This is a genomic window from Rhodococcus sp. KB6, from assembly GCF_001445685.1.
GTDB classification, from domain to species: domain Bacteria; phylum Actinomycetota; class Actinomycetes; order Mycobacteriales; family Mycobacteriaceae; genus Rhodococcus_F; species Rhodococcus_F qingshengii.
In genome coordinates, this window is sequence record NZ_LNAK01000102.1 from 253,992 (window position 1) to 272,058 (window position 18,067).

The 18,067-nt window shown below is 62.4% G+C and carries 20 protein-coding genes; 8 read left to right on the forward strand and 12 right to left on the reverse strand.

Features of this window, described 5'->3' with window-relative positions:
- Window positions 1–92 precede the first annotated feature (92 nt).
- On the forward strand, window positions 93–863 hold the full coding sequence (locus ASU23_RS14855) for a DUF2993 domain-containing protein (RefSeq protein WP_007735358.1): 771 nt from the start codon (window positions 93–95) through the stop codon (window positions 861–863).
- On the opposite strand, the gene deoC is transcribed toward ASU23_RS14855, so the two are convergent.
- Window positions 860–1,525: a deoxyribose-phosphate aldolase gene (deoC, locus tag ASU23_RS14860; protein WP_047268935.1), complete on the reverse strand. Its 666-nt coding sequence runs from the start codon at window positions 1,523–1,525 to the stop codon at window positions 860–862. The two genes, ASU23_RS14855 and deoC, sit on opposite strands and share 4 nt — an antisense overlap.
- Window positions 1,526–1,589: 64 nt before the next feature.
- Between deoC and purU the strand changes: the two genes are divergently transcribed.
- A complete protein-coding gene (gene purU, locus ASU23_RS14865) occupies window positions 1,590–2,477 on the forward strand; it encodes a formyltetrahydrofolate deformylase (protein ID WP_003941509.1) in 888 nt (295 codons plus the stop codon).
- Between the two features lie 12 nt (window positions 2,478–2,489).
- Here purU and ASU23_RS14870 read toward each other — a convergent pair whose 3' ends face one another.
- The 5 genes from ASU23_RS14870 to ASU23_RS14890 form a co-directional block, all read right to left on the reverse strand.
- Window positions 2,490–3,521, reverse strand: coding sequence for an alpha/beta fold hydrolase (locus tag ASU23_RS14870; protein WP_021333908.1), 1,032 nt, complete (start codon window positions 3,519–3,521; stop codon window positions 2,490–2,492).
- A gap of 168 nt (window positions 3,522–3,689) precedes the next feature.
- A complete protein-coding gene (locus tag ASU23_RS14875) occupies window positions 3,690–3,986 on the reverse strand; it encodes a DUF2516 family protein (RefSeq protein ID WP_003941505.1) in 297 nt (98 codons plus the stop codon).
- Window positions 3,987–4,081: 95 nt separating this feature from the next.
- On the reverse strand, window positions 4,082–4,909 hold the full coding sequence (locus tag ASU23_RS14880) for a heparin-binding hemagglutinin (RefSeq protein ID WP_003941552.1): 828 nt from the start codon (window positions 4,907–4,909) through the stop codon (window positions 4,082–4,084).
- Window positions 4,902–5,408, reverse strand: coding sequence for a helix-turn-helix domain-containing protein (locus tag ASU23_RS14885; protein WP_003941483.1), 507 nt, complete (start codon window positions 5,406–5,408; stop codon window positions 4,902–4,904). Before ASU23_RS14885 ends, ASU23_RS14880 begins: the two co-directional genes overlap by 8 nt.
- A gap of 103 nt (window positions 5,409–5,511) precedes the next feature.
- A complete protein-coding gene (locus ASU23_RS14890) occupies window positions 5,512–6,792 on the reverse strand; it encodes a DUF445 domain-containing protein (protein ID WP_020968906.1) in 1,281 nt (426 codons plus the stop codon).
- Window positions 6,793–6,977: 185 nt separating this feature from the next.
- Between ASU23_RS14890 and ASU23_RS14895 the strand changes: the two genes are divergently transcribed.
- Both ASU23_RS14895 and ASU23_RS14900 read left to right on the forward strand, forming a co-directional pair.
- Entirely contained in the window at window positions 6,978–7,697 is a 720-nt protein-coding gene (locus ASU23_RS14895) for a TetR/AcrR family transcriptional regulator (RefSeq protein WP_020906745.1), read from the forward strand.
- 57 nt (window positions 7,698–7,754) lie between these two features.
- Window positions 7,755–8,609 carry a polyphosphate kinase 2 family protein gene (locus ASU23_RS14900; RefSeq protein ID WP_047268875.1) on the forward strand — a complete coding sequence of 285 codons (855 nt, stop codon included), beginning with the start codon at window positions 7,755–7,757 and terminating at the stop codon, window positions 8,607–8,609.
- Between the two features lie 16 nt (window positions 8,610–8,625).
- Here the strand turns inward: ASU23_RS14900 and ASU23_RS14905 are convergent, their stop codons facing one another.
- On the reverse strand, window positions 8,626–8,847 hold the full coding sequence (locus tag ASU23_RS14905) for a hypothetical protein (protein ID WP_039973486.1): 222 nt from the start codon (window positions 8,845–8,847) through the stop codon (window positions 8,626–8,628).
- A 114-nt stretch (window positions 8,848–8,961) separates the two neighbouring features.
- Here ASU23_RS14905 and ASU23_RS14910 point away from each other — a divergent pair, with 114 nt between their 5' ends.
- A complete protein-coding gene (locus ASU23_RS14910) occupies window positions 8,962–9,531 on the forward strand; it encodes a DUF2231 domain-containing protein (RefSeq protein ID WP_003941554.1) in 570 nt (189 codons plus the stop codon).
- A 22-nt stretch (window positions 9,532–9,553) separates the two neighbouring features.
- Here ASU23_RS14910 and ASU23_RS14915 read toward each other — a convergent pair whose 3' ends face one another.
- Window positions 9,554–9,967 (reverse strand): DUF6292 family protein, encoded by a 414-nt coding sequence (locus tag ASU23_RS14915; RefSeq protein WP_003941464.1) that lies wholly within the window; start codon window positions 9,965–9,967, stop codon window positions 9,554–9,556.
- A 120-nt stretch (window positions 9,968–10,087) separates the two neighbouring features.
- Between ASU23_RS14915 and ASU23_RS14920 the strand changes: the two genes are divergently transcribed.
- Complete coding sequence (locus ASU23_RS14920; protein WP_058038184.1) at window positions 10,088–11,356, forward strand: glycosyltransferase; 1,269 nt, start codon at window positions 10,088–10,090, stop codon at window positions 11,354–11,356.
- A gap of 68 nt (window positions 11,357–11,424) precedes the next feature.
- On the opposite strand, the gene ASU23_RS14925 is transcribed toward ASU23_RS14920, so the two are convergent.
- Window positions 11,425–11,868, reverse strand: a complete 444-nt coding sequence (locus tag ASU23_RS14925; protein WP_007735372.1) for an STAS domain-containing protein — start codon at window positions 11,866–11,868, stop codon at window positions 11,425–11,427.
- Between the two features lie 391 nt (window positions 11,869–12,259).
- Between ASU23_RS14925 and ASU23_RS14935 the strand changes: the two genes are divergently transcribed.
- Window positions 12,260–12,691: an ATP-binding protein gene (locus tag ASU23_RS14935; protein WP_003941553.1), complete on the forward strand. Its 432-nt coding sequence runs from the start codon at window positions 12,260–12,262 to the stop codon at window positions 12,689–12,691.
- Window positions 12,688–13,482 (forward strand): RNA polymerase sigma factor SigF, encoded by a 795-nt coding sequence (locus ASU23_RS14940; RefSeq protein WP_003941515.1) that lies wholly within the window; start codon window positions 12,688–12,690, stop codon window positions 13,480–13,482. Before ASU23_RS14935 ends, ASU23_RS14940 begins: the two co-directional genes overlap by 4 nt.
- Before the next feature lie 37 nt (window positions 13,483–13,519).
- Here ASU23_RS14940 and ASU23_RS14945 read toward each other — a convergent pair whose 3' ends face one another.
- The 3 genes from ASU23_RS14945 to ASU23_RS14955 all read right to left on the reverse strand — a co-directional run bounded on the left by ASU23_RS14945 (window position 13,520) and on the right by ASU23_RS14955 (window position 17,927).
- Window positions 13,520–14,560, reverse strand: a complete 1,041-nt coding sequence (locus ASU23_RS14945; protein WP_042452947.1) for an NAD(P)-dependent alcohol dehydrogenase — start codon at window positions 14,558–14,560, stop codon at window positions 13,520–13,522.
- A gap of 72 nt (window positions 14,561–14,632) precedes the next feature.
- Window positions 14,633–16,939 carry a 5-methyltetrahydropteroyltriglutamate--homocysteine S-methyltransferase gene (gene metE, locus ASU23_RS14950; RefSeq protein ID WP_058038167.1) on the reverse strand — a complete coding sequence of 769 codons (2,307 nt, stop codon included), beginning with the start codon at window positions 16,937–16,939 and terminating at the stop codon, window positions 14,633–14,635.
- A 91-nt stretch (window positions 16,940–17,030) separates the two neighbouring features.
- Entirely contained in the window at window positions 17,031–17,927 is an 897-nt protein-coding gene (locus tag ASU23_RS14955) for a 3-hydroxybutyryl-CoA dehydrogenase (protein WP_003941541.1), read from the reverse strand.
- Window positions 17,928–18,067: the final 140 nt, after the last annotated feature.

Sequence of the window (18,067 nt, forward strand, 5' to 3'; positions counted from 1 at the left end):
AACAGACTACGGGCGAGTGTGTCGCGCATCACAGGAATGAGGAAGTGCGTATTCACAGAGTTCGTTCAGACTCGTCGGGAAGAATCTGGCGAATGACTGTCGCAGCGAACAACCCTCGTCCGCGCAACCGAGTGCTCATCATCCTTCTCGTGGTGATCGCCGTACTCGTCGCGGCGCTCGTCGGTGGAGAACTGTACGTACGCAACCAGGTGAAGACCTGCATGGCCGATCAGTTCCAGAGCGAACTGGGATCCCAGGTCGACGTCGGGTTGAGCTGGAAGCCCGTACTCCTGCAGGCAGTCGACAAGAAGGTGCCGTACATCAGCATCGACAGTGACGACTCTTCGTTCGGCCCCGCAACGGGAATGCAGGTTCACGCGAAGGTGAACGACATCAACTTGCAGCCCTCGGCGGGCAACAGCGGCACCATCGGCAGCTCCAGCGCCGACGTCACCTGGTCTACCGCAGGCATTCTCGCCACCTTGCAGGAACAGACCTTCGGCGGGCTCGTCTCCGGCGTCACCGCCGACTCGAGCGCCGGAACACTCGCGTTCGACGTCGGTCCGGTCGGGCTCGCGAAGCTCACGGTCAAGCCCACCGTCACCAACGGTGTGGTCGACGTCCAGACCGTCGGCGCCGAGATTCTCGGATTGGGTCTGCCGACCGATCTGGTCGACGGCATCGTCCAGACACTCACCGACAGCCTGCAGACCTACCCGCTGGACATGAAGCCCACGAAGCTGACCGTCACCGACGACGCTATCCAGATCTCGTTGGAGGGCGGCGCTTACGCCATGCCCGTCGCCGACGCGAACAACCAGAACACCTCGGCGGTTCCGGACAGCTGCGGCCTGCTGACCTAGTCGGCCAGACCGTCCAATACTGCTCGACTTCCGGATAGTCCGAGGCGGGTGGCGCCGGCCGCGATCATGTCGAGCGCTGCCTGCGTCGTACGTATTCCGCCACTGGCCTTGACTCCCACGCCCGGGCCGACCGTCTGCGCCATCAGTGCGACGGCCTCGACCGTCGCTCCACCCGCGGGGTGGAAGCCGGTGGAGGTCTTGACGAAGTTCGCTCCGGCACGCACAGCTGCGCGGCAACATTCGACGATGGCCTCGTCGGACAGCGCTGCGGTTTCGAGGATCACTTTGAGGATCGCACTCTCCCCCATCGCCTCGCGGACGGTGAGGATATCGGCCAACACCGCGCTGTAGTCGCCGGCGACCGCCGCTCCTACGTCGATGACCATGTCGATCTCGGCTGCGCCTTGATCGACGGCCAGTCGCGCTTCAGCACCCTTGACCAGCGAATGATGCTTCCCCGACGGGAATCCGACGACGGCCGCCGTCACAAGTCCCTCGGCGCGAATCGGCAACATCGACGGCGAGACACAGACAGCCAGCACACCGAGGCTGCGTGCTTCGTCGATCAGGGCGGTCACATCGGCCGCGGTGGCTTCGGGTTTGAGGAGAGTGTGGTCCACCATCGCGGCAACCTGGGAACGAGTGAGTGCAGCTTCAGACATGTTGGAAAGCTTGGCACACCACCACACGACCGTCGCTGCAGCCGCACCTGAGAGACTAGGCCGCATGACCGCTGCACCATCGATCGATGATCGTCGCTATGTTCTGTCCCTCGGCTGCCCCGACACCACGGGCATCGTCGCACGCATCTCGACCTTTCTCACCGACGTCGGTGGATGGATCGTGGAGGCTGCATACCACGCCGATGCCGACACCGGATGGTTCTTCACGCGTCAGGCGGTCCGTGCATCGTCGGTGAGCATGAGCATCGACGAGCTTCGTGAACGGTTCAAAGCTGTTGCGGCCGAGATCGGTCCGGAAACCGAGTGGACTCTTCACGACTCCGGCGCACCCAAGAAGATCGTGTTGCTCGTGAGCAAGGAAGGTCACTGCTTGCATGACCTCCTTGGCCGCGCCGCGGGCGGGGAACTCCCCGCAGAAATCAGCGCCGTCATCGGAAACCACGAAGATCTGCGCAGTGTCACCGAGCGCCACGGGATCGACTTCCACCATGTTCCGTTCGCCAAGGACCCGGCAGAACGGGGACCGTCCTTCGAGAAGGTCCGCGCCCTGGTCGACGCTCACAATCCCGACGCCGTGGTTCTTGCCCGATTCATGCAGGTGCTGCCCGAATCACTGTGCGAGCACTGGGCCGGGCGCGCGATCAACATCCACCACAGCTTCTTGCCGTCGTTCATCGGTGCCCGCCCCTATCACCAGGCGTTCGCCCGCGGCGTGAAGTTGATCGGCGCCACCTGCCACTACGTGACCGCCGAACTCGATGCCGGTCCGATCATCGAGCAGGACGTGATCCGTGTGGACCACGCCGACGATGTCGCCGACATGGTCCGCCAGGGTCGAGACATCGAAAAGCTCGTGCTCTCCCGCGGACTGCGCTGGCACCTCGAGGATCGTGTGCTGGTCCACGGGCGCAAGACGGTCGTCTTCAGCTAGAGCTGCGTTGCGCTAGAGATTGCGCAGTCGCACGATTTCCTTGTCGAACTCGTCGATGTTCTCGATCGACGACATGTGACCGACGCCCGGCAACACGATCAACCGTTCGAGGTTGCCGGCGTCGTCGAGGACTTGCGCAAGCTTGCGCGCATGGACCGGCGGAGTGAGCCGATCGAGCGAACCGACGAGCACGGTGGTCGGCACTTCGAGATTGTCGAGTCCCTCGTGAATGTCGAGGGTGCTCAGCGCTGCTCCCCAACCTCCACGGATGCGGGGCTTGCACTCACGAACGATGTTCTCGCAGAACTGAATCTCGGCCTTGGTCGCGTTCGGTGACATCGAGACGTACTGGATCGCCTTCGTCATGGCGCCCGAGGAGACGAACGGAACGGGCGAACTGAGGATGGCGCGGCCCACGGGGACCGGCACGCGAGGGAATCGATTAGGCAGTGGGATGACCGTGGTCTCGGCGATCAACCTTTCGCTCGCGGTGCTCGCGAGCATGACCGCCGACGCGTACTTCTTGACCTCGTCGGGGTGACGACCCGCCCAGGCGATGATACTCATCCCGCCCATGCTGTGACCGACGATGACGGCCTTCTTGTCCTCGCGAACCGTGGCCGCCAGCACTGCAGAGAGATCGTCGGCAAGGACGTCCGGGCCGAGCGGAAGATTGCCGACGGTGCTGCGGCCATGACCGCGCTGATCGTAGGTGATGACGCGATATTCGCCGGCAAGCGCATTGACCTGCGGGTACCAGAATTCGGTGGAGCACGTCCAGCCGTGACTGAGAACGATCGGATCGCCGTCGACGGGACCGTAAGCCCGGACATTGATGATCGCACCGTCGTCGGTGGTCAGTTCGCTGATGTCAGCTTTGAGCGTCGGAGTCTTCAGGAGTGCATTGGGCTCGACGTCGCTCGACAGAGTCAACCCTCGCGTGGATCGCCGATGACGGATCCCAGCGACGGCCGCGACGAGTGCTCCCACTCCGACGGCGCCTGCCAGTACTCGAAGCTCTGTGGTGCGCGAACGACTGGACATGCATTTACCCCTGACTGCTGCTGACGACAGACGGATGCAATCTATGTGTGACTGCCGTTAACCGACACTATCACTCGAACAACGCCCGTTGTCAGCGTTGGAGAGAAGAGTGGGGCAGCACACCATGAGCCGGGAACCACGGCTCGGAATGAGCGGGAGTGCGGCAAACTACCAGCGAGAACCGCCGTGCTGAATGTCGTCCACCCGCGGGCGAACGTCGACGAGATACACGCACACTGCAACGACCGCGATGATGCCCAGGAGCCCGACAGGGGACGTCGCCAAGAGGATCAACGCCGCGACGATCAGAATTCCCAGCCAGATCGGCTTGGTCAATTTGTTGACCGCGGTGAAAGCGTCAGGACGCTGCCTGACGGCATGAACGATCGCGTAGACAGCACCCACCAATGCGAGCACTTTGAGTGCGAGAAAGATCAGACCGACTAGCCCATCGACTTGAGTCACAACTACATCCTAAGTTCTCATCCGGTTCCCGACGAACACGAAGGCTCCCACACTCGGCTGAGCGCGGGAGCCTTCGTCAGGTGGAGCTGGGCAAATCAGGCCTTCTTGGCCGGAGCAGCCTTCTTGGCCGGAGCCGGTGCGGTGGCCTTGGCCGGAGCAGCCTTGGCGGGTGCAGCCTTGGCCGGAGCGGCCTTCTTCGCGGCGGTGGTCGCGCGCTCCTGGACGTCGGAAGCAGCAGCGGTCACGCGAGCGGCAGCTTCCTTGGAAGCCTCGTCAGCCTGGTCACCGAGGTCGAGGACCTTCAGTGCAGCCTCGTCGCCTGCGTCGGCGATCTTCTCACCGGCGTCAGAGATCTTCTCGCCGACCTCTTCTGCGGTGTCGGAGATGCGTCCGGCAGCGCGGCCGGCCAGCTTGGCAGCCTGCTCGCCCACGGCGCGCGTCTGACGAGCAACGGTTCCGAGTGCGTCTTCGGTCAGCTCGACGGCGTCGCCGAGTGCCGACTCTGCAGCAGCGATGCCTTCTTCGACTGCGGGCTGCTTGCGGATGCGCTCGACTGCGTCTTCGCCACGTTCTGCGAGGGAGTTGTACAGATCTCCGGCAACCTTGAGGTATGCCTCGGCGACCTTGCGGAGTTCCTCGGGTGAGAACTTCTCGCGTAGCTCGGCAAGCTCTTCGGGCAGCTCGGACGGCAGGCCGGCGAGACGCTCGCGCAGCGCATCGACGCTCTCGGCAACGTCACCCTGGACGGAAGCGAGCTTCTCGCGAGCACCGTCGACACGGCCGTTGACATCGCCCTGGGTGTTCTCGGCGCGCTCACGAACCTGAGCAACTACATCGGCCACGGCCTGGACAACCAGGTCGCCTGCGCCGACGGCGGCGTAGAGCGAGGTCTTGACGCTGTCGATGGCGTTCTTGTCAGTCATCTTGTTCTCCTAGTGAAGTCTCGGTGTCTGGAATTGCGGCCGATTCAGCGAAATCGGGCGCTGCGGCTGGTCTTGACGACTCGTTCTCGCGACAGAACGAGTCGTAGATTTCGAGCAGTACTTGCTTCTGCCGTTCGTTGATGGCCGTCTCGGCCAACACCGCGTCCCTGATGGGACTGTGCGGGCGTTGCTCGAGATATCCCGCTTGGACGTACAGCACTTCTGATGAGACTCGAAGGCCCTTGGCGATTTGCGCCAGTACGTCCGCCGACGGTTTGCGCAATCCGCGTTCGATCTGACTCAGATACGGATTGCTGACGCCGGCGAGTTGAGCGAGTTGGCGCATCGAAACTTGGGCGGCTTCCCGCTGTGCACGAATGAACCCCCCGATGTCGTGTGCCGCAGAGCTGACGACGCGAGCTGCCAAGTCGCTTGCTCCGGCTGCGGCACCGGATGATTCACGATCTCCGTCATCGGAGTTCGTCGACTTCGCTGGCATTGCGTCCTCCCTTTCCAGTGGACATTTCCCAGAATAGGAGAGGGTGCTAACTATTGCAAGCACTACTGCTAGCACTCGTGGTGGACGTCACATACCGGACAGCTCAGCCGAAGATGAGCGTCGAAATCGTGTAGATCAGCAGTCCGGCGATCGAGCCCACAACGGTGCCGTTGATACGGATGAACTGAAGATCTCGACCGACCTGCAACTCGATCTTCTGGCTCGCTTCGTCGGCGTCCCACCGCTCGACGGTGTCACTGATGACTCCAGTGATCTCGTCGGTGTAGTTCTCCGCGATGTACTTGGTGCCCTGCACCAGCCAGCCGTCGACCTTCTCACGCATGGACTCGTCGTCACGCAGCCTGACTCCGAAGCCGGCGACGTTCTCGGCGACCTTGGTCCGCAGGGTGCTGTTCGGATCGTCGACGGACTCCATGATGAGCCGCTTGGCAACCTGCCATGTCGACGACGCCAGACCCGTCACTTCCTCGCGACCCATGATCTCGGCCTTGATCCCCTCGGCCTTCTTGATGGTCTCCGGGTCGTTCTGCAGATCATCGGCGAAGTCGATCAGGAAGCGGTTGGCGGCGAGGCGTACCTCGTGTTCGGGGTTGGAACGGACCTTCCAGGTGAACTCGACGAGTTCCTTGTAGATCTTCTCCCCCAGCATGGCGTCGACGAACTTCGGCGACCACGCGGGCGAATCGCGAACGATCACACGATCGATCGTCTCCTGGCTGCCGAGAGCCCACTGATGTGCCCGCTCGGCAAGCAATTCGATGATCGGCAGTTGCTTGTTGTCCTTGAGAAGTTCACCGAGCACTCGGCCGATCGGCGGTCCCCACATGGGCTCGGCCAGACGCTTCACGATCGTGTTGTCGATGATCTGGGCGATGTCCTCGTCGCGAAGAACCTCGACCATGCCGCGCAAGACCGTCGACGTCTCGGCGGCGACGCGAGCGGCGTTGGCAGGTTCGGCCATCCACGTGCCGAGCCGCAGCGGAATCTGCGCCTGCTGCACCTTGGCCGACACAACCTCGGGAGCCAGGAAGTTTTGACCGACGAATGAGCTCAGGCTGGCTCCGAGCTGGTCTTTCTTACGCTTGATGATGGCAGTGTGCGGGATGGGAAGGCCCATCGGATGACGGAAGAGCGCGGTGACGGCAAACCAGTCGGCAAGCGCGCCGACCATGCCCGCCTCGGACGCGGCCCGGACGTACCCGACCCACTCTCCGGCGCCGCGGGATTCCTGCCACCGGCAGAAGATGTAGACCACCGTCGCGAAGCCCAGAAGGCCAGTAGCGAAGACCTTCATCTTGCGAAGGTCCCGACGCTTGGCGGCGTCGTCGAAGGCGGAGAGGCTCAGTTGCTGCACCCTCGCCATTGTGCCGAAAGGTGTGACGCGGCGTAGCGCGAGCGACACGAAGTCCGATTCTGCAGGACCTAATCCCCCGAACTGCGGATGTGAGTGCCCGAGATAAAGGCGCGGACATTAAGCTGGACCGGAAAGTAGACCGATCGGACGTGGCTCGCACCACAGATATGAGATGACTCGTGGCCAAGAATGCCGTGCAGGACAACGAGCAGGTAGACGGCCCAGTCGTTGCTGATGCGAAGCCCGAGAAATCCGACGGTCGGAAGCGTCGTTGGCGTGAGCACAAGATCGCTCGCCGCGAGGAACTCGTCGACGGCACCATCGCCGCCATCCGCGCGCGCGGCCGTGAGATCGGCATGGACGAGATCGCGTCCGAGATCGGTGTCTCCAAGACCGTGCTCTACCGATACTTCGCCGACAAGAGCGACCTCACGACCGCCACGATGATGCGGTACGTCGAGACCATCCTGTCGCCGCGTATCTACGAAGCGATCAGTGGCGATCTCGACGATTTCGAACTCACCCAGGCGAGCATCACCGCATACGTCGAGACGGTGGCATCCGACCCCGACATCTACCTCTACGTCATGGCCAACGGCGCCGGCGCCAACCGCGACGTCGTTGCCGATTCCGAGCGCATGATCGCCGAATTGCTCTCCACGGTGTTGGGCAATCGTCTTCGCGAGATGGAGATGGATTCCGGCGGTTCGCTGCCGTGGGCGTTCGGGATCGTGGGCGGAATTCAGCTCGCGACGCACTGGTGGATCTCCAACAAGTCGATGTCCGCGGAATCGCTGATCGACTACCTCACGATGATGACGTGGGGCGGCATCACCGGCATAGCGGCGGTCAACGGATCACCGGCCAAGTTCAAGTCGGTTCCGCATCCCCTCGTCAAGCCTGCCGAGGACTGACTCGCCCGAGACCGAACTTTCGAGCCGCCGGGCGCGATCCTGTGGCACTCTTTCGGCATGGCACAAGACTCGCTGTGGGAAACACCGGCCGCCAAGACCCTGCGGGCGGAGCCCGGGTTCGAACTCGATCAACTCGATCGCAACAGCACTCCGGGATTCACCGGAAACAAAGCTGACGGCGAACGTCTGCTCGAGGAGCGCGGCGCGGTTCTGTCCGACCTGCAGGAGTTGCTGTACGCCAACGGCCGGTCAGGGGACAGTCGTTCAGTCCTGCTGGTTCTGCAAGGAATGGACACCGCAGGCAAGGGCGGCATGGTCCGACACGTGATCGGTCACGTGGATCCTTCGGGAGTTCAGCACGCGGCCTTCGGCGTCCCGACCGAAGAGGAAAAGCAACATCACTACCTTTGGCGGATCAAGAAGGAACTCCCCCGCGGCGGCTATCTCGGTGTGTTCGATCGCTCCCACTACGAGGACGTCCTGGTAGTGCGCGTCCACGATCTTGTCCCGGAGGATGTCTGGAGCAAGCGCTACGACGAGATCAACCAGTTCGAAAAGGAACTCGTCGACGCCGGAACCACTATCGTGAAAGTCGCGATGTTCGTCTCGCTCGACGAGCAGAAGAAGCGACTCGAAGAACGTCTCGACCGCCCGGACAAGTATTGGAAGTACAACCCCGGCGACGTGACCGAACGCGGTTTGTGGCCTGCATATCAACAGGCTTATCAGGCAATGCTCGACAAGACGTCGACCGAGCACGCGCCGTGGTACGTCGTGCCGTGTGATCGGAAGTGGTACAGCCGCATTGCGGTCACGGAGCTACTGATCGACGCTCTGGAAAAGCTCGATCTCGACTGGCCCCCTGCCGACTTCGACATCGAGGTGGAGAAGGCACGACTCGCACAGTCTTGATCAGAAGCAGGCCCGATCAGAACAGGTGTGGGGATTCGCGGTGCACTTTGTGATCGTGACGCACAGTACTGGCGTACAGGGCTACCGCGAGGCCGATGCACGCGACGCCGGCGAGGCCGGCGATCAATGCCCAACCACCCTGGCCTGAACCTGCCGCCACCAGAAAACTGCCGAGGCAGACCACTGTGGCCAGCACCAGGAAATACGACGCCCACGCTGCAAAGAGATTGAGCTTCATCGTTCGCTCCTCCGGTCGGATCTCTTTCGTTTCGACCGTACGCCGGAGCATGACGGTCGACAAGACACCGCCGTCGCGAGGTTTCCCGACGTCTACGCCGGGTAGCCGAATTACATGGACATCGGAACTCTTTATCGCGGAATCGAATCCGCTCGCGGACTGGACGGTCCGTCCACTGGCCTCAGGCGCAGAATCCTCGAGATCACGGAGCGATCCGACCGATCGCGCACTGTCGCCGCACTTCTCCGCGGCGCCGCCGTCGGGCATCCCATCCATCCTGCCCTCGTGACCATTCCCGCGGGCGCGTGGACGGCTTCGTTGGTCTTCGATGTTCTAGGCGATCCGCAGACTGCACGACGGCTGATCGGGCTCGGATTGGTTTCGACTCCGCCGGCTTTGCTGACGGGATGGCTGGACTGGTCCGAACGTGGCGACGTCGCACGCCGAGTGGGGCTGGTGCACGCGGCGTCGAATGCAGTGGGGATCTGGTCTTTTGCGGCGTCGTACAGGCTACGCGGAAAGGACTCACTCGCACTGGCGCGAGTGCTGTCGGTGCTGGGGCTCACCGCGGTCGGTGTCGGTGGCGCCCTCGGTGGTCACATCGTTTTCAAGCTCATGGACGATCCGGCCGTCGAGGCTGCAGCGACTCCGGTTCTCGATCCCATCCTGGATGTAGTCAACTGAGCCGATCGGACCTCGATACTGTTCAGGCGTAAGCACTTCCGGAGTAGCTCCGCAGTTCTCGCGCGGTCTCGTCCGAATCCGCCAATGGTCTGTTCATGACCCAGTGTGGGCTGCGCGTGCCCAGTGTCGCGGCAAAATCGGCGACGGCGTCCGGGGTCGGCACTGCGTGTTCGCCCAGATATCCGAGAACGATGAGGTCCTCCCCTGATCTGGTCTCCACGGCCAGGGCCCAACCGCACGTCTCCTCCCACAGCAAAGCCACCTCGCGCCCGGGGAAACGCGGCACAGTTCGGTCCAATGCGATGTAAGCCTCCAGAGGGTGCTCGCGCCTGCAACACCACTGCTCGATGCCGGCCCCCACACCGACCGCCACCCGTTGTACGTACCGCTCGAACCCGAGTCCGACGGTTGCGTCGACCAGCATTTGTTCTGTCATCGAACCTCACTCCTCGCCATCGTGTTTGGAATGTGCCCAGCGCTGACCGCGTCGAAACCCGGTTCAGATCACGGACTCCGGGTATCCCCAGACGAACCGATCAAGTGGAGAGGGGACCCGATGAAGTACTCGCCCGCTATGGCTCCCGGACGAATGCTGAAGATCTCCATGGTGTCGGTGAACGCCGATCCACTCGCACCGGTGGGCTGCTCGGCAGCCGGTGCACAGAACCTGCACGTCGACGAACTGTCTGCCGCCTTGGTTCGTGCCGGACACGACGTCACCGTCTTCACCAGGCGTGCCCACGTCGGTGGGCCGGACCGCGTTCGCGCCCGCGCCGGGTACTCCGTCGACTATCTCGAGGCCGGCCCGACGCAGGCTCTTCCGGATGCCGACATCCTCCCTCACCTGGGAACCTTTGCCAGCATTCTGCGCACTCAGTGGAGTACCGACCGACCCGATGTGGTGCACTCGCACTTCTGGATGTCCGGTGTGGCAACGGAACTCGCGACCCGATCGCTCGGCATCCCCGTACTTCAGACATTCCATTCCCTGGGATCTGCGGCGCACCGCCACCTCGGAGCAGCCGACGACAGCCCCTCGGAGCGGACTCACCTGGAACCGTTGATCGCCAGGGGCGCAACCCATGTCATCGCGACCAGTTCGGACGAAATCTTCGATCTGGTCCGGCAGGGATCACCGCGATCACGGACCACGATGGTGCCCTCGGGCGTGGACACCGAAGCATTCACCCCGGAGGGACCCGCCGCGAAGAAAACCGCACCGCATCGATTGATCTGCGTCGGAAGACTGGTGGAGCAGAAGGGCTTCGATGTTGCCGTCGCCGCGCTGGCTTCGCTGCCGGATACGGAGTTGGTGGTGATCGGCGGGCCACCCGTCGCGCAACTGAGCACCGACGAAGTGGCGATCCGCTTGGTCAAGCTCGCCGAGCGCCTCGGCGTCGCAGATCGCGTCCAATTGTTGGGACGGGTTCCGCACCGCCAACTACCGAAACTGATGCGATCGGCCGACGCCCTCGTGTGCACCCCTCGATACGAACCGTTCGGAATCGCGGCACTGGAAGCAATGGCGTGCGGAGTTCCCGTAGTCGCGACTCCTGTTGGCGGACTGCGGGATACGGTGATCGACGGACTCACCGGGCGTCGGGTCCCGGTCAACAACCCGGTGGAAACCGCGCGCGCAGTCCGCCATCTTCTCGACGACGAGGACGAAGGCGCGGCGTTTGCACGGCAGAGCCGGGCCCGAGCGTGCGAATCGTATTCGTGGGATCACGTCGCCACCGAAGTGGTCCGCACCTACGGCCGCTGCGTCACAGCACCGCCGAGAGCCCGCCAACACAAGGGCACTCACCGAAGTGAAGTGCACTGACGCTGACGGGCTCTACGAAACTGAATTCACGAAGGTGATTTCACGAAGCTTGGACTGAAACTGCGTGATCAAGCGGGGAAACGTCGGGTCTCTTCGAGTCCGATTGCATGATCGAGCGACTCGTAGCAGGCAAACATCGACTCCTGACCAGCTGCTTTGAGCAACCTTTGCACCGGGCGGGCGCAGACGAGCGCGAGTGTGCCGCCCACGTCGCGTGATCGCGTCGACAGGACCGACAGCACCGACAAGCCGCACGTCCCCATGAATTCGAGTTCGGATAGATCGACGACCAGCGTCCGGTCCGCGGCCACGTGATACGTCAAGAAGTCACGAAAAGCATTGGCGCTCATCAGATCGATCTCACCACGAACTTTGATCACAGCGGTGTGTGCACTGATGCGGTGCGCGTGAAACGATGCGGTCGCTGTCCCGGTCGCGGGAGGTCCGTAGTCTACCGATCCCTTCGCCGCGTTCGTAAAGCCTGAAATAGATGATCCTGGAACAACAGTCATGGTTCTCCCATCCCGCAACGGTTTACACTCTGCAAAAGAGAAGGGACCTCCGAAGGAGACGCACGATGAACGGGTCTCCAGAAATACGGATAAATCCCTCATCGGCTGTGTGCTCAACCTCGGTTTGAAACAGTACGCCAGCATGACGGACGTCACAAGTGCGTTGCGACCATTCGTTTCGGTGTTCCGAACAAAAATGTGGTTTGGTCTGCGGTTCCGCGAGGTAATCCGATGTTGCGATCGCCAACGGTCGTGAGCAGAATCGTGTCGTTTACCCCGGCACCACCATCGACCAAATTTCGTGTTCGGGGGTCACTGTGAAGGTCGGGATGGGTATCGTTCTCGGCACCAGACTTCACCGCGACCCCTGGTACGACGATCCGGAGAACTTATGGCACACCTCAGCGCACTCGAGCCCGATCAGGATCAGACTCAGCCAGTTGTGGAGTTGAGGATTCAAGCGACTCTCGATCAGCTGTCGATTTTGCGTGCACTGGCCGCCACCGTTGCCATTCAGGAAAACTTCGACCTCGACGCCATCGCCGACATCAAACTGGCCATGGACGAAATCTGTACGCATCTGATCGTTCGCGCTGCGCCTGATTCGGTTCTGGTGTGTCGGTTCGTCTTCACGCCGCCGCAATTGCACGTGTCCGTGTCCACGACGACCACGGAGTACGAGGACAGCAGTCAGCGTTCGTTCGGGTGGCACATCCTCACCGAACTCACCGATTCGATTTCGCTCGACCAGGAAGAGAACCTCGGCGGCGTCGGCTACATCACCACCATGAAGTTCACCAAGGCCCTCAGCGGGCGCCTGTGACCGCTTCCGCAGACGGCCCGTCACGCCCGCGTCGGCGGTCCACCGACGAATATCGGGACGTAATACCAGTTTTCGAGGAACTGCGGACCCTCGAGCCCCACAGCCCGGAGTACGAACGAGTGCGCACTGCACTCATCACCAGATGCCTACCGTTGGCCGAGCACATCGCCAGACGATTCGACGGTCGTGGCGAGGCACACGACGATCTGGTTCAGGTGGCGCGTCTCGGTCTGGTCAACGCCGTCGACCGTTTCGATTCCACGCGCGGATCCGATTTCGTCTCGTTCGCAGTTCCCACCGTGATGGGCGAGGTTCGACGACACTTCCGCGACACCGGTTGGGCATTGCGGGTTCCCCGCCGGATGAAGGAGTTGCACTTCCAACTCGGGCAGGCCATCAGCGAGCTGTCACAACAGCTCGGGCACGCGCCGACCGTCGACGAGTTGGCCGAGACGTTGGGGATCGAACGCGAAGAAGTTGCCCAGGCCTTGATCGCCGGCAACGCGTATCAGACGGTCTCGGTCGACGGTGCCGCGTCCAATCACACCGACGATCTCCCGCTCGTGGAGACACTCGGTGACTACGACGCAGCTCTCGAGAACGTCGAGAATCACGAGGCGTTGCGTCCGCTTCTCGACAAGCTGCCCGAGCGAGAGCGGACGGTGTTGATGCTCAGATTCTTCGGAAATCTGACGCAGACACAGATCGCCGAGAAAGTCGGTGTGTCCCAGATGCACGTGTCGAGGTTGCTCGCGAAGACATTGAGTAATCTTCGCGAGCAACTCGACTGAGCTCCGCGAACAATTCGACTGAGCAGGACCGAGCGGGTCAGATTGTTGCGGTGTCGATCACGAATCGGTATCGGACGTCGCTCTTGATCACGCGCTCGTAAGCGTCGTTGATGTCGCTCGCCGGGATCAGTTCGATTTCTGCGCCGATGCCGTGCTCGGCGCAGAAGTCGAGCATCTCCTGTGTCTGCGGGATACCGCCGACCATGGAGCCGGCGAGGCTACGACGGTTTGCGGCGAGCGAGAATGCTCGAACTTCGATCGGCTTCTCGGGCAGGCCGAGTTCGACGAGAGTGCCGTTGATGGCGAGCAAGGACATGTAGGCGTCGATGTCGAGGTTGACCGAGACCGTGTTGAGGATCAGGTCGAACTCGCCACGAAGAGCCTTGAACGTCTCACGGTCGTTGGTCGCGTAGTAGTGATCGGCACCGAGACGAAGGCCGTCTTCCTTCTTGCCGAGCGTCTGGCTCAGGACGGTGACTTCCGCGCCGAGCGCCTTGGCGATCTTCACACCGACGTGACCGAGGCCGCCGAACCCGATGATGGCGACCTTCTTGCCGGGGCCGGCATTCCAGTGCCGCAGCGGTGAGTACAAGGTGATGCCCGCGCACAGGAGCGGCGCTGCAACGTCGAGTTCGATGCCCTCCGGGATCGAGAGCACGAAGTGCTCGGTGACGACGATGTGCGTCGAGTAGCCACCCTGAGTGCGCTCGCCGTCGCGGCCGGTGGCGTTGTACGTACCCGTCACACCCTTGCGGCAGTACTGCTCTTCACCGGCGGTGCAGGCGTCGCACTCCCCGCACGAGTCGACGAAGCAGCCGACGCCCACTCGGTCGCCGACCTTGTGCTTGGTGACATCGGAACCCACGGCGGCGACGACGCCGGCGATTTCGTGTCCGGGGACGATCGGGTACTTCGCTCCGCCCCACTCGTTGCGAGCGGTGTGGATGTCGGAATGGCAGATGCCGGCAAATTTGATGTCGATGAGAATGTCCAGTGGACCGAGCTCGCGGCGTTCGACAGTGGTCTTCTCGAGGGGACCGTCAGCGGACGTCGCGGCATAAGCAGCAGCAGTAACCATGCACACATGCCTACCCGTGCATGGAGGGACCTGCAACTCGCAGGCCCCTCCATGACTTGTTCTTTACGTGACTTACCCGGCGTCGCGCTCGGCTTGCTCGGCCCGACGACGCAGGCGCCTCGCGGCCGCAACCATATTGCGCAGCGAAGGCTCGAGTTGCCACGGATGGCGAGTCTTGAGGCCGCCGTCCGGGTTTGCCCACAAGCGATCGAGAGAGATCGATTCGCTTGCCTCAGTGAGCAATTCGTCGAGTTCGTCGATGTCGGGAATCCGAGCCGAGCGAGATTCGTAGACACCGGGGCCGACGCCGTGCGTGAGCGCGCCTTCCTTGAGTGCTTCGAGAACCCACGTGATGGAGCGGGTCGCGACGATAGCCGTCACATCGGCGTCCAACCGTTCGATGGCGTCGACCACCGACGACCGAGCGGAGTACGTCAAATGTGTGTGGATCTGTGTTTCCGGCTTCGCTCCACCTGTTGCCAGACGGAACGCGTCGACGGCCCACTCCAGGTAGGCCTCCCGGCCGTCCTCACGCAGTGGCAGCAGTTCACGAATTGCCGGTTCGTCCACCTGGATGATGGCGATTCCGGCAGCTTCGAGATCCGCGATTTCGTCTCGAATGACAAGTGCCAGTTGCTCTGCCGTTTCGTAGAGCGGCTGATCCTGGCGAACGAACGAACGGGCGATCATGGTGACCGGACCCGTCAGCATGCCCTTGACCGGCTTGTCGGTCAGCGACTGCGCGTACGCGATCCACTCGACCGTCATCGGCTTCGGACGTGCGATGTCGCCGTAGAGAATCGGCGGACGCGTGCAACGAGATCCGTAGGCCTGAACCCAACCGTTGTGCGTGAAGGCATAGCCCTCGAGCAGTTCGGCGAAGTACTGGACCATGTCGTTGCGCTCGTGCTCGCCGTGCACGAAAACATCGAGACCGATGTCCTCTTGCAGACGGATTGTGCGCTCGATCTCTTCCTGGATGCGCTTGTAGTAGTCGTCCCACTCCAAACGCCCCTGGCCGAGTTCGTAACGAGCCTGGCGAATCGCGTCGGTCTGCGGGAACGAACCCAGTGTCTGAGCCGGCACCAAGGGCAGATTCAACCGTTCCTGCTGAGCCTTACGACGCTCCTCGTACGGTGCACGCACACGATCCTCGGGCTTGATCGCGTTCACCCGAGCACGGACAGCGTGCTTGAGCTTGAAGTGCACCTTCGTCGGACGCTTACGCCACTTGTCCGAAGGACCTTCGGTGAGCGCCTTCGCCAGTGAGACGACTTCGCCGACCTTCTGCTTCGCAAAAGCCAGACGGTCTGCGACGTCTCCCGGAATGTCGTACTCGGAGAGCACGTCGTACGGCACGTGCAGCAGCGACGACGACGTGGAGACGACGAGGTCAGGCACAACGTCTTTGAGTTCGTTCAGGTACGTCAAGGTGTTGAACCGGTCGACGCGCCAGACGTTGCGACCGTCGACGACGCCCGCGTAGATGCGCTTGCGCTTGATGTTCGGCACCGCGGCCAGTTCCTCGGCCGTGATCTTGCCGTGCACCAGGTCCAGACCGAAGGCTTCGATCTTGGTGGGCGCCAAGATGTTGAGGGCTTCGCCGAACTTGCCGTACGGACCCGTCACCAACAGGCGCGGGCGCAGCGGGGCCGTCGAAAGCTTCTCGTACGCACGTCCCAGAGCGGCTAGCTCCTCGGGGGTGCGGTCCTCGGTGACCGAAGGCTCGTCCAACTGAACACAGGTCGCACCGGCCTTGGCGAGCTGCTCGAAGAGCTTCTCGTACTCGGGCAGGAGCGCGTCCAACAGGTCGAGCGGGGTGAAGTTCGGATCGGACTTCTCGGTGGCAGGTCCGACCTTCGAAAGCAGAAGCAGCGAGACGGGCCCCATGATGACGGGGCGCAATTCGATGCCGCGCGCCTTCGCACGTTCGAACTCGTCGAGAAGTGCATCCGAGTTGAGCGCGAACACAGTGTTCGCGTCGATCTCGGGCTGACGGTAGTAGTAGTTCGTACCGAAGAAGCGCACCAGCTCGAGAGGCGGGAAGTCCGGGCGGCCGCGGGCCATCGTGAAGTAGAAATCGAGCGGCTCGAGGGCGCCCTCGAGCGGCTTGAACCGCTCCGGCACTGCGCCGAAGAGCAGCGCATTGTCGAGCACGTGATCGTAGAAGGAGAAGGTGTTGCCGGGAACCTGGCTCAATCCCGTCGCAGCCAATTCGCTCCAGGTCGATTCCTGGAGTTCCTTGGCGACCGCGAGAAGTGCGTCCTTGTCCGAAGTGCCGTGCCAGTAGGACTCGAGGGCGCGCTTGAGCTCACGGCGCGGCCCGATGCGCGGATACCCCAGGACGCTGGAGCCGAATGCTGCAGTGCTGCTGGACATGCGGTCGACCTTTCTAACCGAGGGGCGCGAGCGCCCTGTGCGCCTTTGTGGTAGCCGGAACTACCAGAAAGGCGCACAGGGGCTTTGGGCCTTAGCTTGCCTGCTTGGTGGAGCGACCGTTGTCGGCGTATTCGTAGAAGCCCGCGCCGGACTTCTTGCCGGTCAATCCGGCTTCGACCATACGCAGGAGCAGCGGCGGAGCGGAGTACAGCGGCTCCTTGAACTCTTCGTACATGGAGTCGGCGATGGACTTGACGGTGTCGAGTCCGACCAGGTCCGTCAGAGCCAGCGGACCCATGGGGTGCGCGAGGCCGAGAACCGTTGCCTTGTCGATGTCTTCCTTGGTCGCGAAGCCCGACTCGACCATGCGGATCGCCGAGAGCAGGTACGGCACCAGGAGTGCGTTGACGACGAAGCCGGAGCGGTCGGCACTGCGGACGACCTGCTTGCCGAGGATGTCGCTGGCAAAAGCCTCGGCGCGCTGCGAGACGGAGGCACTGGTCTTGAGCGTCGTCACCAATTCGACGAGCGGCAGAACCGGAACCGGGTTGAAGAAGTGCATGCCGATGACTCGCTCGGGACGCTTGGTCGAGATGCCGAGCTTCATGATCGGGATCGACGACGTGTTGGACGCGAGAACCGCATCCGGGTCCGTCACGACCGCGTCGAGCTCGGCGAAGATTTCGCTCTTGATCTTCTCGTCTTCGACGACGGCCTCCACGACGAGCTGGCGGTCCGCGAAATCTCCCAGATCGGAGGTGAAACGCAGACGCCATGCGGCCTGCTCACGCTCACGTTCTGTGATCTTTCCGCTGCTCACGCCGCGGTCGAGCGAACGCAGGATGCGTGAACGCCCGGCTGCTGCAAGCTCGCGAGTCTGCTCGAAGACCAGAACATCGACATGTGCGCGGGCGCACACCTCGGCGATTCCGGCACCCATGATTCCGGCGCCGATAACGCCGACGCGCTGAATTTTTTCGCTGGTCACGTCAGCTCCTTGTTTGTCTCGTGGAGTTTGTCTGGTGAAGGTGTTGCAAAACAAGCACTTCGAACTGCGTCGACGCTGGTGGCCGACGCAATCGGAACTGCCTTGAAGACGAGAGAAAGTAGTGCGGTGATACAAGCAGG

Bases quoted from the DNA above. Each gene is read 5' to 3' on its own strand.
- ASU23_RS14855 (WP_007735358.1), top strand. From the start codon at position 93: ATGACTGTCGCAGCGAACAACCCTCGTCCGCGCAACCGAGTGCTCATC.
- deoC (WP_047268935.1), bottom strand. From the start codon at position 1,525: ATGTCTGAAGCTGCACTCACTCGTTCCCAGGTTGCCGCGATGGTGGAC.
- purU (WP_003941509.1), top strand. From the start codon at position 1,590: ATGACCGCTGCACCATCGATCGATGATCGTCGCTATGTTCTGTCCCTC.
- ASU23_RS14870 (WP_021333908.1), bottom strand. From the start codon at position 3,521: ATGTCCAGTCGTTCGCGCACCACAGAGCTTCGAGTACTGGCAGGCGCC.
- ASU23_RS14880 (WP_003941552.1), bottom strand. From the start codon at position 4,909: ATGACTGACAAGAACGCCATCGACAGCGTCAAGACCTCGCTCTACGCC.
- ASU23_RS14885 (WP_003941483.1), bottom strand. From the start codon at position 5,408: ATGCCAGCGAAGTCGACGAACTCCGATGACGGAGATCGTGAATCATCC.
- ASU23_RS14890 (WP_020968906.1), bottom strand. From the start codon at position 6,792: ATGGCGAGGGTGCAGCAACTGAGCCTCTCCGCCTTCGACGACGCCGCC.
- ASU23_RS14900 (WP_047268875.1), top strand. From the start codon at position 7,755: ATGGCACAAGACTCGCTGTGGGAAACACCGGCCGCCAAGACCCTGCGG.
- ASU23_RS14905 (WP_039973486.1), bottom strand. From the start codon at position 8,847: ATGAAGCTCAATCTCTTTGCAGCGTGGGCGTCGTATTTCCTGGTGCTG.
- ASU23_RS14910 (WP_003941554.1), top strand. From the start codon at position 8,962: ATGGACATCGGAACTCTTTATCGCGGAATCGAATCCGCTCGCGGACTG.
- ASU23_RS14915 (WP_003941464.1), bottom strand. From the start codon at position 9,967: ATGACAGAACAAATGCTGGTCGACGCAACCGTCGGACTCGGGTTCGAG.
- ASU23_RS14920 (WP_058038184.1), top strand. From the start codon at position 10,088: ATGAAGTACTCGCCCGCTATGGCTCCCGGACGAATGCTGAAGATCTCC.
- ASU23_RS14925 (WP_007735372.1), bottom strand. From the start codon at position 11,868: ATGACTGTTGTTCCAGGATCATCTATTTCAGGCTTTACGAACGCGGCG.
- ASU23_RS14935 (WP_003941553.1), top strand. From the start codon at position 12,260: ATGGCACACCTCAGCGCACTCGAGCCCGATCAGGATCAGACTCAGCCA.
- ASU23_RS14945 (WP_042452947.1), bottom strand. From the start codon at position 14,560: ATGGTTACTGCTGCTGCTTATGCCGCGACGTCCGCTGACGGTCCCCTC.
- metE (WP_058038167.1), bottom strand. From the start codon at position 16,939: ATGTCCAGCAGCACTGCAGCATTCGGCTCCAGCGTCCTGGGGTATCCG.